Source organism: Streptomyces sp. NPDC042100, assembly GCF_055582325.1.
The window spans coordinates 779,957-795,419 of the sequence record NZ_JBVJDK010000001.1; the positions used below are offsets into that span (position 1 = coordinate 779,957).

At 72.0% G+C, this 15,463-nt stretch carries 16 protein-coding genes and 1 pseudogene; 15 read left to right on the forward strand and 2 right to left on the reverse strand.

All coding sequences use genetic code 11. From position 1 onward, the window contains the following. Positions 1–5 precede the first annotated feature (5 nt). The 3 genes from ACZ6J5_RS03745 (at position 6) to ACZ6J5_RS03755 (ending at position 2,584) form a co-directional block, all read left to right on the forward strand. Positions 6–416 carry a RidA family protein gene (locus tag ACZ6J5_RS03745; protein ID WP_469387222.1) on the forward strand — a complete coding sequence of 137 codons (411 nt, stop codon included), beginning with the start codon at positions 6–8 and terminating at the stop codon, positions 414–416. A gap of 115 nt (positions 417–531) precedes the next feature. Further along, positions 532–1,998: a GntP family permease gene (locus ACZ6J5_RS03750; RefSeq protein WP_469387224.1), complete on the forward strand. Its 1,467-nt coding sequence runs from the start codon at positions 532–534 to the stop codon at positions 1,996–1,998. A gap of 55 nt (positions 1,999–2,053) precedes the next feature. Next, a complete protein-coding gene (locus tag ACZ6J5_RS03755; RefSeq protein WP_469387226.1) occupies positions 2,054–2,584 on the forward strand; it encodes a hypothetical protein in 531 nt (176 codons plus the stop codon). Here ACZ6J5_RS03755 and ACZ6J5_RS03760 read toward each other — a convergent pair. After that, positions 2,581–3,924 (reverse strand): M14 family metallopeptidase, encoded by a 1,344-nt coding sequence (locus ACZ6J5_RS03760; protein WP_469387228.1) that lies wholly within the window; start codon positions 3,922–3,924, stop codon positions 2,581–2,583. The two genes, ACZ6J5_RS03755 and ACZ6J5_RS03760, sit on opposite strands and share 4 nt — an antisense overlap. A gap of 204 nt (positions 3,925–4,128) precedes the next feature. Beyond that, positions 4,129–5,811 (reverse strand): chitinase, encoded by a 1,683-nt coding sequence (locus ACZ6J5_RS03765; RefSeq protein ID WP_469387230.1) that lies wholly within the window; start codon positions 5,809–5,811, stop codon positions 4,129–4,131. A 391-nt stretch (positions 5,812–6,202) separates the two neighbouring features. On the opposite strand from ACZ6J5_RS03765, the gene ACZ6J5_RS03770 reads away from it, so the two are divergent. The 12 genes and pseudogenes from ACZ6J5_RS03770 (at position 6,203) to ACZ6J5_RS03825 (ending at position 15,455) form a co-directional block, all read left to right on the forward strand. Then, positions 6,203–7,060 (forward strand): hypothetical protein, encoded by an 858-nt coding sequence (locus tag ACZ6J5_RS03770; protein WP_469387232.1) that lies wholly within the window; start codon positions 6,203–6,205, stop codon positions 7,058–7,060. A gap of 89 nt (positions 7,061–7,149) precedes the next feature. Then, positions 7,150–7,854, forward strand: a complete 705-nt coding sequence (gene cpaB / locus ACZ6J5_RS03775) for a Flp pilus assembly protein CpaB (RefSeq protein ID WP_469387234.1) — start codon at positions 7,150–7,152, stop codon at positions 7,852–7,854. Between the two features lie 7 nt (positions 7,855–7,861). Then, a complete protein-coding gene (locus ACZ6J5_RS03780; protein ID WP_469387236.1) occupies positions 7,862–9,115 on the forward strand; it encodes an AAA family ATPase in 1,254 nt (417 codons plus the stop codon). A 1-nt stretch (position 9,116) separates the two neighbouring features. Further along, complete coding sequence (locus ACZ6J5_RS03785) at positions 9,117–9,503, forward strand: TadE/TadG family type IV pilus assembly protein (RefSeq protein ID WP_469387238.1); 387 nt, start codon at positions 9,117–9,119, stop codon at positions 9,501–9,503. Next, on the forward strand, positions 9,500–9,964 hold the full coding sequence (locus tag ACZ6J5_RS03790) for a TadE/TadG family type IV pilus assembly protein (protein ID WP_469387240.1): 465 nt from the start codon (positions 9,500–9,502) through the stop codon (positions 9,962–9,964). Before ACZ6J5_RS03785 ends, ACZ6J5_RS03790 begins: the two co-directional genes overlap by 4 nt. Further along, positions 9,961–11,307 carry a CpaF family protein gene (locus ACZ6J5_RS03795; protein ID WP_469387242.1) on the forward strand — a complete coding sequence of 449 codons (1,347 nt, stop codon included), beginning with the start codon at positions 9,961–9,963 and terminating at the stop codon, positions 11,305–11,307. The genes ACZ6J5_RS03790 and ACZ6J5_RS03795 overlap by 4 nt, the downstream gene beginning before the upstream one ends. 111 nt (positions 11,308–11,418) lie before the next feature. Then, positions 11,419–12,375 (forward strand): type II secretion system F family protein, encoded by a 957-nt coding sequence (locus tag ACZ6J5_RS03800; RefSeq protein WP_469387244.1) that lies wholly within the window; start codon positions 11,419–11,421, stop codon positions 12,373–12,375. Positions 12,376–12,390: 15 nt separating this feature from the next. After that, complete coding sequence (locus ACZ6J5_RS03805; RefSeq protein WP_469387445.1) at positions 12,391–13,278, forward strand: DUF5936 domain-containing protein; 888 nt, start codon at positions 12,391–12,393, stop codon at positions 13,276–13,278. Between the two features lie 33 nt (positions 13,279–13,311). Continuing rightward, entirely contained in the window at positions 13,312–13,872 is a 561-nt protein-coding gene (locus tag ACZ6J5_RS03810) for a response regulator transcription factor (RefSeq protein ID WP_469387246.1), read from the forward strand. Positions 13,873–13,962: 90 nt separating this feature from the next. Continuing rightward, positions 13,963–14,199 (forward strand): Flp family type IVb pilin, encoded by a 237-nt coding sequence (locus tag ACZ6J5_RS03815; protein ID WP_469387248.1) that lies wholly within the window; start codon positions 13,963–13,965, stop codon positions 14,197–14,199. A 35-nt stretch (positions 14,200–14,234) separates the two neighbouring features. Beyond that, positions 14,235–14,852 (forward strand): annotated as a pseudogene (locus ACZ6J5_RS03820) (pilus assembly protein TadG-related protein); the annotation flags it as partial. Positions 14,853–14,909: 57 nt separating this feature from the next. Beyond that, positions 14,910–15,455: a hypothetical protein gene (locus ACZ6J5_RS03825; RefSeq protein ID WP_469387250.1), complete on the forward strand. Its 546-nt coding sequence runs from the start codon at positions 14,910–14,912 to the stop codon at positions 15,453–15,455. The last annotated feature ends 8 nt before the right edge of the window (positions 15,456–15,463 follow it).

Genomic DNA, 15,463 nt, shown 5'->3' on the forward strand with positions numbered 1-15,463 from the left:
ACCGCATGACCGAGAAGACCGCCCTCGTCCCCGCCACCCACACCGCCCCGCCCGCCAAGTTCTCCCACGGCGTCAAGAAGGGCAACATCCTCCAGGTCGCCGGCCAGGTCGGCTTCCTGCCCGCCGTCGAGGGCCAGCCCCCGACGCCCGCGGGCCCGACCCTGCGCGAGCAGACCCTCCAGACCTTCGCCAACGTCAAGGCGATCCTCGAAGAGGGCGGCGCGAGCTGGGACGACGTGATGATGATGCGCGTCTACCTCACGGACGTCGACCACTTCGCCGAGATGAACGAGATCTACAACGCCTACTTCGAGGAGCAGGGCCTCAAGGCCCCCGCCTCGGCCCGCACCACGGTCTACGTCGGCCTGCCCAAGGGCCTGCTCATCGAGATCGACGCGCTGGCGGTCCTGAGCTGACCGTTCCGCTCCACCTGCCGTCCCGCGGCACGGCGTTCACCAGGGAACGCCGTGCCGCACCCCGCCCTGCCCGGAAACGAGACACGGAACCCCCACAGAACCGAGGTCCCCCTCCATGAGCCTCACCGCCTTCGCCGCCGACGCGCCCGCAGTCCCTCCTCATACCGGCGGCCTGCTCAACCTGATACCCGGCACCGCCGGCCTGCTGACGGTCGCCCTGCTCGGTATGGCGCTGCTGCTGTTCCTGATCATCAGAGTCAGGCTCCAGCCCTTCGTGGCCCTGCTCGCCGTCTCCATCGCCGTCGGTCTCGCCGCCGGTCTCTCGGTCACCGAACTCTTCGGCACCGTCCAGAAGTCCGCCGCCGCCTCCGTGATCCAGGACGGCATGGGCGGCGTCCTCGGCAGCGTCGCCATCATCATCGGCCTCGGCACCATGCTCGGCGCGATCCTGGAGGTCTCCGGCGGCGCCGAGGTGCTCAGCACCCGGCTGCTCGGGCTCTTCGGAGAGAAGCGCGCCCCGCTCGCGATGGGCCTCACCGGCCTCATCTTCGGCATCCCGGTCTTCTTCGACGTCGGCATCTTCGTCCTCGCGCCGATCGTCTACGCCGCCGCCAAGCGGTCCGGGAAGTCGATCCTGCTCTACTGTATGCCGCTGCTCGCGGGCCTCTCGATGACCCACGCCTTCCTGCCGCCGCACCCCGGCCCGGTCGCCGCCGCCGGCCTGCTGCACGTCTCGCTCGGCTGGGTCATCTTCATGGGCGTGGTCGTCGGCGTCCCCGCCGTCCTCGCCGCCTGGGCCTACGCCGCCTGGATCGGCAAGCGCATCTTCGTCGAGGTCCCGCAGGACATGCTGGACGCCGCCGAGGAGGCCAGGCGCCGGGTCGCAGAGGAGCGCGAGGGCACCTCGGAGGCGCCCGTACCACTGAGCACCGTGCTCTTCATCATCGGCACGCCGCTGGTGCTCATCCTCGCCTCGACCTTCTCCTCGATCGCCCTCGACCCGTCCACCCTCCGCTCGGTGGTCGAGTTCTTCGGCAACCCCTTCGTCGCCCTGACGATCGCCCTGCTCCTCGCGTACTATCTGCTCGGCATCCGGCGCGGCTGGAGCCGCAAGTCCCTGGAGCAGGTGTCCACCTCGTCCCTGAAGCCGGTCGGCAACATCCTGCTCGTGGTCGGCGCGGGCGGCGTCTTCGGCGCGGTCCTCAAGGCCAGCGGGGTCGCCCAGGCCCTCGCCGACACCTTCGACGGCGTCGGCCTGCCGGTCATCGTGCTCGCCTACCTGATCTCGCTGGTGCTGCGGGTCGCCCAGGGTTCGGCCACCGTCGCCATCGTCACCACGGCCGGCATCGTGCTCCCGCTCGTCGAGGGCGGCGACCACTCGCAGGCCTTCCTCGCCCTGGTCATCATGGCGATCTCGGCGGGCTCGATCTTCGGCTCGCACGTCAACGACGGCGGCTTCTGGATGGTCTCCCAGTACTTCGGCATCTCGGAGCGGGACACCCTCAAGTCCTGGACGGTCCTCGAATCGGTGCTGTCCCTGGCCGGGTTCGTGATCGCGGCGGCGCTCAGTCTGGTCGTCTAGCCGGGCAGCCGGGCCCACTTGCCCCGCTCACAGCATCGTCGGCCATACTTCCCCCGTGGAGAAGAACTCAGGAACCAGCAGCATTCCGCCCCTCCAGGGCGCCGCGGCCGATCCGGCGTTCGTCCCCGGGATCACGGGGCCACGCCCGGAGGCGGCGGCCGGACCGGTGGCGACGGACGAGGCCCTGGAGGCCCTGGAGACCTCGGAGGCCGGTGAGGCATCCGAGGCCGCGGAGACCGTCGAGGACGCCGTGCCCGAGGGGGCCGACGCGCCCGAGGAGGCCGACGCGCCCGAGGGGCCCGTCTTCGAGGCCGCCGACCGGCGGGCCCGGATCACGGCCGACGGCTCGGGCGTGCGGCTCAGCCTCGACGAGGAGGAGTGCGAGTTCCGCTGGGACGAGATCGGCGCGGTCGAGACCGCGTCGGGGCGCTTCGGCAAGCGGTTCACCGTCACCGTGCACACCCCTGACCGGCGCTGGTACCCGATCGAGATCGACGCGCCGGCCAGGGGCCGCGTCGCGGAGTGGGAGTCACAGCTCGACGCGGTGCTGGACGCCTACTTCGACGAGGACGCCAAGGCCGGCTAGCAGTACTGCGCGGCCTTGCCGATCGAGCGGTACATGCAGTCGCTGTTCTCCAGGAGCTGGAGCACGGCGTCCTTGTTGCGGCTGGTCTCCCGCTCGATCACCTCGTCGGGCGGGTAGAAGCCGCCGCTCCAGGAGTCGGTCGGGTACATCTCGAAGGTGTACGCGAAGATCTTCTGCGTGCCCCACAGGTAGTCGTCGATCGACCCGTCCGTGATGTACAGGTCGCTGGACTGCTCGGGGGTGTAGCCGTTGCTCGCCGCCATCTTCTTGCCGACCGCGGCGAAGGCGTCGCGGTCGTCCTGGGTCATGCCCGTGGCGGTGTCCGCGGTGGTCCAGCCGAAGGGCCACAGCACCAGTTCGCTGTAGGTGTGGAAGTCGATGCCGGTCTTGATCTGCTGCTTGCCGCCGACGACCCGGGAGCGGACGAAGTCGGCGACGACCTTCACCTCGGGCGCCGACTCGGGCGCCGCGCCGCGGTAGGTCTCGGAGCTCTTGGAGCTGGAGGAGCCGCCGCAGCAGCCCCACTTGTAGTCCCAGTTCCGGTTGAGGTCCGTACCGACGTACGTGGAGCCGGAGTTGGGCTGCCGGTTCTTGCGCCAGCTGCGGTAGGAGCCGCTGGCGATGTCGTACTCGCCGCCGTCCGGGTTGAGGTCCGGCACGATCCAGATCTCGCGGTTGTTCACCATGTCGGTGACCCGCGCGTCCGAGCCGTAGCCGGCGCCCAGCTCGCGCAGCAGGTACAGCGCCATCTCGACGGTGAGGTGCTCGCGGGCGTGCTGGTGGGCGGTGAAGAGGACCTCGGGCTCGCTCTCGTCGGTGCCCACGTTGTCGCTGACCTTGATCGCGATGATGTCGCGGCCCTGGTACGTCTTGCCGATCACCCGCTTGCTCATGATCGAGGGGTAGGCGGCGAGGCGCTGGTCGATCTCCGCGTTCATCTCGGCGAAGTTGTGGTACTTCGCGTCGGCGGACGGGAAGTCGAGCGGCCCGAGGGCGCTGGCGGCGGACTTGCCCCGGTCCGGCGGCGCGGGCAGGGCCACCGGCCGGTAGCCGAGGCTCTTGAGGTGCGCCGCCTGCTGGGCGTTGCCGCTCACGACGACGTGGCCGGCGTCGACCTCGTCGATGGAGACGCCGGTGGCGGCGAGGGCGGTGCGTTCGGCGGGGGTGGCGGGTCCGGCGATCTCGTACTGCCGGATGACCTCCTCCCCGCCGCGGGCGGCGGCGGTCGGCGCCGGGTCGGCCCCGGCGGGGGTGGCGAGCGCGGAGAGCGGCGCCGCGAGGGCGAGCGCCAGGAGGCCCGCCAGCGCGGCGGACCTTCTTCCGCGGATACGAAGTCGCATGCTGTCTCCTGGGTGGGGAGTGTGGGGGAGTGCGACAGACGGCCGTGCGGTGCTGACATGGTGCGGCCGTGACATGGACCGGTCAAGGCGTGGGGTTCGGCCACATTCTTCCGGCCCCGGACCCGGGAAACGGCGCAGCGCCGCCGGGGGAGCGGCGGCGCTGCGGGGCGTTTTCCCCCGAAGGGGTTACGGGGGGCGGTGCGGCTACGGCAGGCCGTGGACGTGCGGGCCGACCGCGTTCGACCAGGCGTTGCCGGCCGTCGCGTCCCAGTTGGTGGACCAGGTCATGGCGCCACGGATGCCGGGGTAGGTCTGGGCGGGCTTGAAGCTGCCGCAGGAGGTGCCCTTGGCGAGGCAGTCCAGGGCGTTCTTCACGATCTGCGGGTCCACGTAGCCGCTGCCCGCGCCGCGGGTCGAGGCGGGCACGCCGAGGCCGACCTGGGAGGCGTCGAGGCCGCCCTGGAGCTGGATGCAGGCGAGCGCGGTGAGGAAGTCCACCGAGCCCTGGCTGTAGACCTTGCCGTCGCAGCCGAGCATCGCGCCGCTGTTGTAGTACTGGGTGTTGATCACCGTGAGGATGTCCTTCACGGCGAGCGCGGTCTTGAAGTACTCGGTCCCGGTCGACTGCATGTCGATGGTCTGCGGGGCCATCGTGATGACCAGCGAGGAGCCCGCCTTGGCGGAGAGCTGGCGCAGCGCCTTGGTGAGGTACGTGGAGTTGATGCCGTGCTCCAGGTCGATGTCCACACCGGTGAAGCCGTACTCCTGCATCAGGGCGTACGCGCTGGTGGCGAAGGCGGTCGCGGAGGCGTCACTGTTGATGGTGACGTTCCCCTTCTCGCCGCCGACCGAGAGGATGACGGACTTGCCGGCCGCCTTCTTCGCCGCGATGTCGGCCTTGAAGTCGGCGACGGAGGCGTAGCCGACCGCCGGGTCGAGGTTGAAGGCGAGCTGTCCGGCCGTCGTGGTGGAGTCGGCGAAGGAGACCGCGATGATGTCGTACTGCGCCTGGACGTCCCGCAGCTTCTGCTTGGCGGCGCCGTTGTCGAAGTTCTGCCAGTAGCCGGTCACCGCGTGCTTGGGCACGGCCGGGCCGGGGCCCGGGTCGGTGGGCTTGGCCGTCTTCACGGAGACGGCGGCGGACTTGGCGGACTCCCCGGCGGCGTTGGTCGCGGAGACCTGGAACTGGTACGTGGTGTCGGCCGTCAGCCCCGCGACGGTGGCCGAGGCGCTGTTGACCGTGGTGGCGAGGGCGCCGTCCTTGTAGACCTTGTAGGCGGTCGCGTTGGAGACCGCGCCCCAGGTCAGCGGGACGGACGTGGTGGTGGGCGCGCCCGCGGCGAGTCCGGCGGGGACGGCCGGGACGGTCGGCTGCGGGTCGGTGCCGCCGCCCCCGTCCGGTCCGAAGACGCTCACGTCGTCGACGGAGTAGGCGGCCGTGCCGTACCAGCCGTGCGTGTAGACCTGCACCGAGGTGGTGTTGGCGCCGGTGGTGAAGGTGGTGGTCAGCTGCTTCCAGCCGGCGCTGTCCGGCGTCCAGGTGGAGACGTCGGTGGTGCCGGTGCCGCTCGCGCCGAGGTACGCGTAACCGCCCTGCACCCACGCGCTCAGCGTGTACGTGGAGCTCGGCTTCACGGTGACGGTCTGGCTGCACTTGGCGTTGTCGAGGCCGGCCGGGGCGGCCCGCAGGGCGCCGGCGCCGGTGCGCACCGGCGAGGTGACGACGGTGCCGCTGCCCGCGGAGCAGGTCCAGTTGGCGAGGCCGTTCTCGAATCCGGCGTTCTTGGCCACGTTGACGTCCGCGGCCTGGGCGGTGCCGGTGCCGCCGACGAGGACGAGTCCGGCGCCGACGGCGAGCGCCAGGGCGGCTCTGGTGGTGCGGTCCACTTGCTGCCTCCGGGTGGGGGAGTGGGGGAGTGGGGGGGGCGGGGATGAGGCGGGGATGAGGTGGGGAAAGGCGGGGATGAGGCGGGGAAAGCCTGAGAAAGCCTGGGAGACGCGGGGAAAGGCGGGGCAGGGGAGGCCGTACGCCTTCGTACGGAGGTGCGGAACGGTGGCCACCGTCGGGGGAACAAGCTGGTCCAGACCAATCGGGTTGTCAAGACCTCTGGCAGGAGCCGCAGTTCAGGACGGCCCCGCCGAGGGCGTCCGAGGGCCGAGAAAGTGACGGAGCTTGAAGGATTGTCTGTTCACCACCCCGGGGGACGTGGATAAAGTGCAGAGGCGTGACGCTGCGAACGCAGCATGTAGTGGTCAGTGAGGGATCGGGGGAGCCCGCGTGCCGACAGCGATTGCGGTCACCAGCCCCGATCTGGTGCTGCCGCCCACCGACCCGGCGACCCCGCCCGCCGCCGTGCTGCCCGGACCGGAGGCCCGGTCGCTCGACGCCGCCCTCGCCGACGTCCAGCTCCTGCTGGACCGGCACGGGCACGTCGTCGTGGTCTGCCCCGCCGCCGCGTCCCCGGCCACCGAACAGCGCCTGCACACCGTCCGCGCGCTGCTCGAATCCGACCGGATCGCGATCGTCCGGACCACCCTGCCGCCGCTCGGCGCCGCGGTCCTCGTCCGCCAGCTCCGGCAGCTCTCCGGCTGTGACTTCAGCCCCGGCGTCCTCGCCTCCGCCGCCCGGCTGCTCGCCCACTACGTCTACGCGGGCGCCGTCCTCGGCTCCGTCGCCAAGCTCGACCGCGTCCCCGTCGGCCTGACCTCGCACGTCAAGGGCTGGCTGCCCGGCGCCCAGTTCGGCGTCCTCGCCGGACCCTCGGCCGAACTCGTACGCGTCGGATCGGGCGCCGACACGCTCACCGGGCCCGAGTTCACCACCGACCTCGTGCTGGCCCGGGGCCAGCTCCAGAGCGACTGGCCGGCCACCGTCCTCGCCCCGCGCTGGCAGGTCCGCGCCGTCCAGGAGACCGCGCTGCCCGAGTCCTCGCCCCGCTGGTGGGGGACGCCGAAGCTGGTCGAGTTCGCCGCCCATCTGGCCGACCTGCCCGTCCTCTACCAACTGGTCGCCTCCGTCCGCCGGGAGACCTGCCACTGGTGCCGGATGGAGCTCATCGGCGACCGCTGCGGCTTCTGCGCCGCCCCGCTGCCCTCGGCCGAACCGCCCCGGGCGACCGCCCCGGCGCCCCGCTAGCCCCGTGCCCCGCCGCTCATGCCCCCGCCCCCGCCCGTGTCCCCCGCCCGCCCGTCGCGCCACACGTCCACGATCGAGGTAGTACGGCCATGAACTCCCGCCAGCGCCGTGGTGTCATCCTGCTGCTCCTCTCCGTCCTGTGCGCCCTCGGCGCCTTCGCCGGCGTGCTCTCGGTGATCGGCGACGTGAACTCCAAGGTCGGACCCGAGGTCACCGCGTACCGCGTCAAGGACGACATCCAGCCGTACACCCCGCTCGGCCCCGGCCGGTTCGAGAAGATCACGATGCCCGAGCGCTGGCTTCCGGCCACCGCCGTCACCGACCTCGCGCAGACCGAGGGCAAGATCGCCGTCACCACCCTCAAGGCCGGCTCGCTCCTCCAGAGCGACATGATCGTCAAGCGCCCGGCGCTCGAACCCGGCCAGCAGGAGATCGCCATCATGATCGACGCCGCCACCGGCGTGGCCGGCAAGATCACCCCCGGCGCCACCGTCAACATCTACGCGACCTTCGCCGGCGAACGCGGCGGCCAGGCCGCCCAGTCCAAGATGATCGTCGCCGGGGCCAAGGTCATCGACGTCGGGCAGCTCACCGCCCTCACCCCCGACCGCGAGGACCGCAACCGCGCCACCGAGGCCGTCCCGATCACCTTCGCGCTCTCCACCGTCGACACCCAGCGCGTCGCCTACGCCGAGTCCTTCGCCGAGCACGTCCGCCTCGCCCTGGTCGCCCCCGGCGGCGGCACCGCGCCCGACGCCCGCGACCGCACCTACACGCTCGACAAGGACAAGTGAGGCCCGGATGACCACCAGGATCCTGCCGGCGGTCGGCGACGCGGACGCGGCCCGCGCGGTCACCACCCTCATCGGACAGCTCCCCGACGCCGAACCCGCCGCCCCCGTCACCGACTCGACCCAGCTCGTCGACACCCTGGCCCGGCTCGCCGCCGACTCCCTCGACGAGCTCCCCGAAGTCGTCCTCGTCCACGAGCGGATCGGCCCCGTGCCCGCCCTGGAGCTGATCCGCGAGGTCGCCCTGCGCTTCCCCGCCGTCGGCGTCGTGCTCATCACCGCCGACGCCAGCCCCGTGCTCTTCTCCGCCGCCATGGACTCCGGCGCCCGAGGCCTCGTCACCCTCCCGCTCGGCTACGAGGAGCTCGCCAGCCGCGTCCAGGCCGCCGCCCAGTGGTCCACCGGCGTCCGCCGCCACCTCGGCGCCGGGACCGAGGCCCTCACCGGACCCGGCGGCCGGGTCGTCACCGTCAGCGGCGCCAAGGGCGGCGTCGGCACCACCGTCACCGCCGTCCACCTCGCCCTCGCCGCCCGCGCCTCCGGCCACACCGTCGCCCTCGTCGACATGGACCTCCAGGGCGGCGACATCGCCTCCTACCTCGACGTGCAGTTCCGCCGCTCGCTCGCCGACCTCGCCGCCGTCGACGACATCTCGCCCCGGGTCCTCCAGGACGCCGTGTACGTCCACGAGACCGGCGTCAGCCTGCTGCTGGCCCCCGCCGAGGGCGAGCGCGCCGAGGAGGTCACCGACCGCTCCGCCCGCCAGATCGTCAGCGCCCTGCGCAGCCGCCACGAGATCGTCGTCATCGACTGCGGCACCCACCTCGACAGCGCCGGGGCCGCCGCCGTCGAGATGGCCGACACGGCCCTGCTGGTCACCACCCCCGACGTCGTCGCCGTCCGGGCCGCCAAGCGGGCCGTCCGCATGTGGGACCGCCTCCAGGTCCGCAAGCCGGAGGAGACGACCCTGCTCGTCAACCGGCACCAGCGCTCCGCCGAGATCCAGCCGCCCCTGGTCCAGAAGATCACCGGTACCCGGATCGCCGGCGTCACCGTCCCCGCCCACTTCAAGGAGCTCGCCGCCGTCGTCGACGCGGGCCGCCTCCACGACCTCGACGCCCGCTCCACCGTCAAGCAGGCCCTGTGGGCGCTCGCGGGCGAACTGGGCCTGGTCAAGACCGGCGCCCCGGCCCAGGGCAAGGAGCTGGTACGGGGCGGGGAGCGCGGCGCCCTCGGGCTGCGGCGGCGCGGGGCGGGCCGCTGACATGGGACGCGCCGCTGACATGGGACGCGCCGGGCGGGACGACAGGGGGCAGGTGGCCGTCGAGTTCGTCGGGATGCTGCCCCTGATCCTGCTCACCCTCGTGCTCCTGTGGCAGTGCGTGCTGATCGGCTACACCTTCACCCTCGCCGGGAACGCGGCCGATGAGGGCGCCCGCGCCGGGGCCGTGGACGGCGACTGCGCGGCGGCGGCGAAGCGGCACCTGGACGGGGCGTGGGCGGCGAAGGCCACGGCCGACTGCGGGCGGGACGGCGGGCTGTACCGGGCGACGGTGAAGCTGCGCGTGCCGGTCCTCTTCCCGGGCGCGGTCAGCTTCCCGTTCGACGTGACCGGCGAGGCCGGAGCCGTATGGGAGGGGGAGGGACGATGAGACGACGGCCGGCGAGCCCCCTGTGCTCGTGGTGGGCCCGGCGTACCCGGCCGCCCCGGCCCGTTCGGACCGGCGGGCGGGGCCTCGCGCGACGGCCGCGCGACCGGGGCCAGGTCGCCGTCGAGTACCTGGGCTTCCTGCCGCTGCTGCTCCTCGTCGGCCTCGTCGGCGTGCAGTTCGGCATCGCCGCGTACGCCGCCCAGCAGGCGGGCACGGCCGCGCGGGCGGCGGCACGGGCCGCGAGCGTGGACGACCCCGACTCCGTACCCGGGCCGCAGGCCGTGGCGAGGGCGTCGGTCAGCGGCTGGACGGCGAGCCGCATCACGGGCGTGGAGGTGTCCGGCGGGACGGCCACCGTGACCGTCTCCATCCCCTCCCTCATCCCCTTCGCGAGCTTCGACCCCGTGTCAAGGACCGCCGTCATGCCCCTGCCCGACGCCCCCCAGGAGGACCGGCCGTGAGTCTCAGGTCCCGTATCGGCCACCCCGAGGAGACCGGCGCCGCGGGCGGCGGCCGGGAGGACGGACACCTCGTCGCGTCCTTCCGGGCCAAGCTCCTGGAGGAGATCGACCTCACCGAGATGTCCGCGCTCGCCGCCGCCGAGCGCCGGGCCCGTCTGGAGCGGGTCCTCGGGCACATCATCAGCCGCGAGGGCCCCGTCCTCTCCACCGCGGAACGGGCCCAGCTGATCCGGCGCGTGGTCGACGAGGCGCTCGGGCTCGGCGTCCTCGAACCACTCCTCGAAGACGCCTCCATCACCGAGATCATGGTCAACGGCCCGGACCAGATCTACATCGAGCGGGCGGGACGCGTCGAACTGCTGCCGCTGCGCTTCGCCTCGCACGAGCAGCTGATGCAGACCATCGAGCGGATCGTGTCCACGGTCAACCGGCGGGTGGACGAGTCCAACCCGATGGTCGACGCCCGGCTGCCCTCCGGCGAGCGCGTCAACGTCATCATCCCGCCGCTCTCGCTCACCGGCGCCACCCTCACCATCCGCCGCTTCCCCCGCGCGTACACCCTGCACGAGATGGTCGGCCTCGGCTCCCTGGACGAGCAGATGCTGCTGCTCCTCTCCGGGCTGGTCCAGGCGAAGTTCAACATCATCGTCTCCGGCGCCACCGGCACCGGGAAGACCACGCTGCTCAACGCCCTGTCCGGGCTGATCCCCGACGGCGAGCGGGTCATCACCATCGAGGACTCCGCCGAACTCCAGCTCCAGCAGTCGCACGTGATCCGGCTTGAGGCCCGCCCGCCCAACATCGAGGGCCGGGGCCAGGTCACCATCCGCGACCTGGTCCGCAACTCGCTGCGGATGCGCCCCGACCGGATCGTGGTCGGCGAGGTCCGAGGCGGCGAGACCCTGGACATGCTCCAGGCCATGTCCACCGGCCACGACGGCTCGCTCGCCACCGTGCACGCCAACTCGGCCGAGGACGCCCTGATGCGGCTCCAGACCCTGGCCTCCATGTCGGAGGTCAAGGTGCCCTTCGAGGCGCTGCGCGACCAGATCAACAGCGCCGTCGACGTCCTCGTCCAGCTCACCCGGCACCCCGACGGCACCCGCCGGGTCACCGAGATCGCGATCCTCGCCTCCGACGGGCGCGAGCGCTACCTGCTGGCCACCGTCTGCCGGTTCCTGGCCCAGCCGCTGGCGGCCGACGGGCGGGTGTACGGGGAGTTCGTCTACCACCCGCTGCCGCGCCGGGTCGCCCAGCGGCTGTACATGGCCGGGCAGCCGCTCCCGCAGGCTTTCGGGGTGGCCGCGCACGAGGAGCAACTGGCCGTGCGGGAAGCGAAGTAGGCGCAGTAGCCGAAGCGGGCGTAGTACGTGAAGTAGCCGAAGTAGACGTAGTGCGCGAAGTGCGTGAAGTAAGCGAAGCAGGCGAAGTAGGCGAAGGCGTAGAGGGAAAGGATGACCGACGTGAATCCGACGCTGCTGACCGTGGGCGCGACGCTGGTCTGCTGCGTGCTGGCGGTGCTCGGCATCCGGACGTACGCGAGCGGGGCCGCCCAGAAGGCCGCGCTCATCGCCCGCCTGTCCGCCGACGCGGGCGAGGGCGGGGACGGCGGTCCGGGCGGGCGTCGCCGTCCGTTCCGGGGCCTGGACCGGCGCGTCCGGCGCACCGCCTTCGGGCGGCGGCTGGAGCGGCGTATCTCGGCCACCGGGCTCGACGTCACACCGGGCGAGTTCGTGGCCGCGATGACGGCGACGGTCGTCGTCCTGTGGGTCGTCGGCCAGGCCCTGCTCTCCCCGTTCTTCGGCCCGATCTGCGGCTTCCTCGGGGTGTGGGTGGCGATGGGCTTCCTCAACTGGCAGCGGCAGAAGCGGATCGAGAAGTTCATCAACCAGCTCCCCGAGCTCTCCCGCATCCTCGCCAACGCCACCCAGGCCGGACTCGCGCTGCGGATGGCGCTCTCGCTCGCCGCCGACGAGCTGGAGTCCCCGGCCGGCGACGAGCTGGAGAAGGTCGCCCAGCAGCTCGCCGTCGGCACCTCGATCGACGAGGCGCTCGGCGAGCTGGCCGAGCGGCTGCCCTCGCGCGAACTCGTCGTCCTGGTCACGACGCTGGTCCTGGCGAACCGGGCGGGCGGCACCGTGGTCTCCTCGCTGCGCAACCTCACCGACACGCTGGAGGAGCGCAAGGAGACCCGGCGCGAGGTCCGCACCCAGCTCTCGCAGGTGAGCCTCACGGCGTACGCGGTGCCGGTCATCGGCGTCGGCTCGCTGCTGCTCATCGACAACATGCAGCCCGGTGCGCTGGACCGGATGACCGGCTCGGGCCTGGGACAGCTCGCGGTGGTGATCGCCATCGCGCTGTACGGGCTCGGCTTCGTCGCGATCCGCCGCTTCTCGAAGATCGACGTGTAAGGGCGTGTGACGACCGTGGACCTCCTCCTCGCCCTGCTGGCCGGGCTCTCCGTCGCCGGTGTCTGCTACGGCGTCCGGCTCTACCGCGCGGACGCCAAGCTGCCCTCGGACCTCCAGCTCGCCCTGGAGGTCGGCGCGACCCGGACCGGGGCCGTCGACTCGCTGGTGGACCGGCTCGGGATGCGCTGGTCGCCCGCCGTGCTGCGGCTGATGGGGCCCAAGCGGGTCAGCTCGGTGCGGCGCCGGATCGACCTGGCCGGCAACCCCGGGGGGCTGACGATCGACCGGTACGGGGCGCGGCGGGCCGTCTACGGCTTCCTCGGGGTGTTCGGCGGGCTGCTGATGCTGACCAGGGGCTCGTTCCTGGTCGCGGTGCTGCTGTTCGCCTTCGGCGCGTTCTGGACCGAGGTGGGCATCTGGTCGGCGGTGCGGATCCGCAAGGACCAGATCGAGCGGACCCTCCCGGACTTCCTGGACGTGCTCGCCGTCGTCGTCTCCGCCGGGCTCGGCTTCCGGCAGGCACTGGAGCGGGTGGCGGAGCGGTACGAGGGACCGTGGGCGGACGAACTCCGCATCACCCTGCGCCAGATGGACATGGGCGTCAGCCGCCGCCAGGCCTTCGACGAGCTGCGGCGGCGCAACGACTCGGAGCAGGTGGCGCAGTTCGTCACGGCGCTCCAGCAGGGCGAGGAGCTGGGCGCGCCGATCGTCGACACGCTGATCCAGATCGCGAACGACATGCGGCGCACCGACGCGCAGAACGCGCGGCGCAAGGCGGCGAAGGCGGTGCCGAAGGCGACGATGGTGATCACGACCCTGATGGTCCCGGCGACGATGATCCTGCTGGGCGCGGGCCTGTTCCTCGGCACGGGCACCGACTTCGGCTCGATCACGGGCGAGTGAGGGCGGGTGAGAGACGCGATGAGAGTCCTGGTGGTGAGCGCGAACCCGGTGGTACGGGCGGGCCTCACGGCGCTCCTCGGGCTGAGGGTGGTGGCCGTCGCGGAGTCGCCGGACGCCCGCGAGACCGTGGCGACTGCCCGCCGCACGGCCCCGGACCTGATCCTCCTGGACGCCGCGACGGCCCCGCCGGCCCTGACCGCGACGGCGCCGGTCCTGCTGCTGGCCCACCCGGGGGCGGGGGTGCCGGAGGGGGTCGCGCACCTGGTCCACGGGGCGTTCACGGTGGCGGAGCTCTTACGGGTGATGCGTGCGACTGCACATGGCGGCGGAAGCTCAACTGTCTCGAACATATTGCGTTTCAGGAATCCTGCTTCGCATGTGCAACCAGATGTGGGACGCTTCGGCCTGAGTGTGAGGGAGGCGGAGGTGATGGACCTGATCGCGTCGGGCATGACGAACCAGCAGATCGCCGCCAGCTGCTCCATCTCGGAGAAGACGGTGAAGAACCACATCAACCGCATCTTCGCCAAACTCGACAGCGCCACCCGTGGCGAGGCCATCGCCTCCTGGCTCGGCACGAGGACGGCGTCATGACTACCCACCGTGATTGGGCCTACGGACCCTGTGAACATCCCGCCCCGGAGGCGTACCCTGCCCGCGTCGCCGGACACGGAGGGGAACACCATGAACGACGCACTGCTGAGGCTCCTGACCAAGGCCCGCGTACAGGCGAGCAGTTGGTCGAGCAGGCGCGGGGACCGCGGGCAGACGGCGGTGGAGTACCTGGGGATCATCGTGGTGGTGGTGGCGATCGTGGTCGCGATCACGGGCACGAGCATCGGCCAGGACATCAAGAACGCGATCTCCAGGAAGATCGGCGAACTGACGGGCGGCGGCGGCGGCCAGGGCGGCGGGCACTAGCCGGCCGCCCGGCGGGCGACGCGGGCCAGGCCTTTCCCGTCTACGTGGCGGTGATCGCCGGTCTGCTCTTCCTGGCGTTCGTGTACTTCGCCGTCGGACAGGCGGCGGCCACCCGCAACGGCGGGCAGACCGCGGCCGACGCCGCCGCGCTCGCCGCGGCGCAGGACGCCCGGGAGCAGCTTCGGGACGGCTGGCTCGACGTGATCCTCGACCCCGGCGCGTGGGGCGGATACCTGCGGGGCGAGGAGTACGACGCCGGGCGCGCCTGCGAGCGGGCGGACCTCTTCGCGTCGAAGAACGGCGCGGAGCTCTGGGACACGGGGTGCACCCCCCTGGAGTCCGGCTTCCGGGTGCGGATCCGCACCCTCGAAGCCGTGGGCCTGCCGGGGGCGGCCAAGCAGCACGCGGTGGCGAGCGCGACCGCCGTGCTCGAACCGCGCTGCGTCTTCGAAGAGCCTCCGCCCACGCCTCCGCCGACGCCCAGCACCCCCACACCCACCGGCACGGCGACGCCCGAGCCGACACCCACGCCGAGCCCCGAACCGGAACCCATCACCGGCCTCGTCTGCGACGGCGTCGAGTGGACCATCGACCCCGAGCGCCCGAGGCTGCCCGACGCGGCTGACCTCTTCTCCGTCCGACTGGCCGACTGACGAGCGAAGGACCCTGTTCTGATGAGTGTGCGGCACGCAAAGAAGGCCGGAAGAGGGATGGCCGCGGTGGTCATCGCGGCCGGACTGGCACTGGGTCTCGCAGCCTGCGGCGGTGAGGAGAAGCCGCCGCAGGGCAAGCCCGGGGCGACCACGAGCGCCCCGAAGAGCGGCGGCGGAGACTCCCGGCCGCAGTCTGAGGAGCCCGCCGAGCCCATCGCCGTCCTCAAGGGGCAGGAGGGCCTGGAACTCTCGGTGTTCGAGGCGAAGCGCGACCGTGGCGGCTTCCTGACCGTCAAGGGCAGGCTGACGAACAAGTCCGATGCCATGGGCGTCATCCCGGCCCAGCTCGGCGGCGACGAGACCGAGATCATCAAGCACGGCAACTCCCTCGGCGGCGCCACCCTCGTCGACTCCGTCGGGAAGAAGCGCTACTACGTCCTCCGCGACACGGACGGCCGGCCGCTCACCACCACCGACCTGTCGAGCCTCGCCGCCGGCGCCTGGACCTCCGTCTTCATGCAGTTCCCCGCCCCACCCCCCACCACCACCGAGGTCTCGCTCCAGCTCCCCACCTTCGATCCCGCCACCATCAAGCTCTCCTGAGGGCGCAG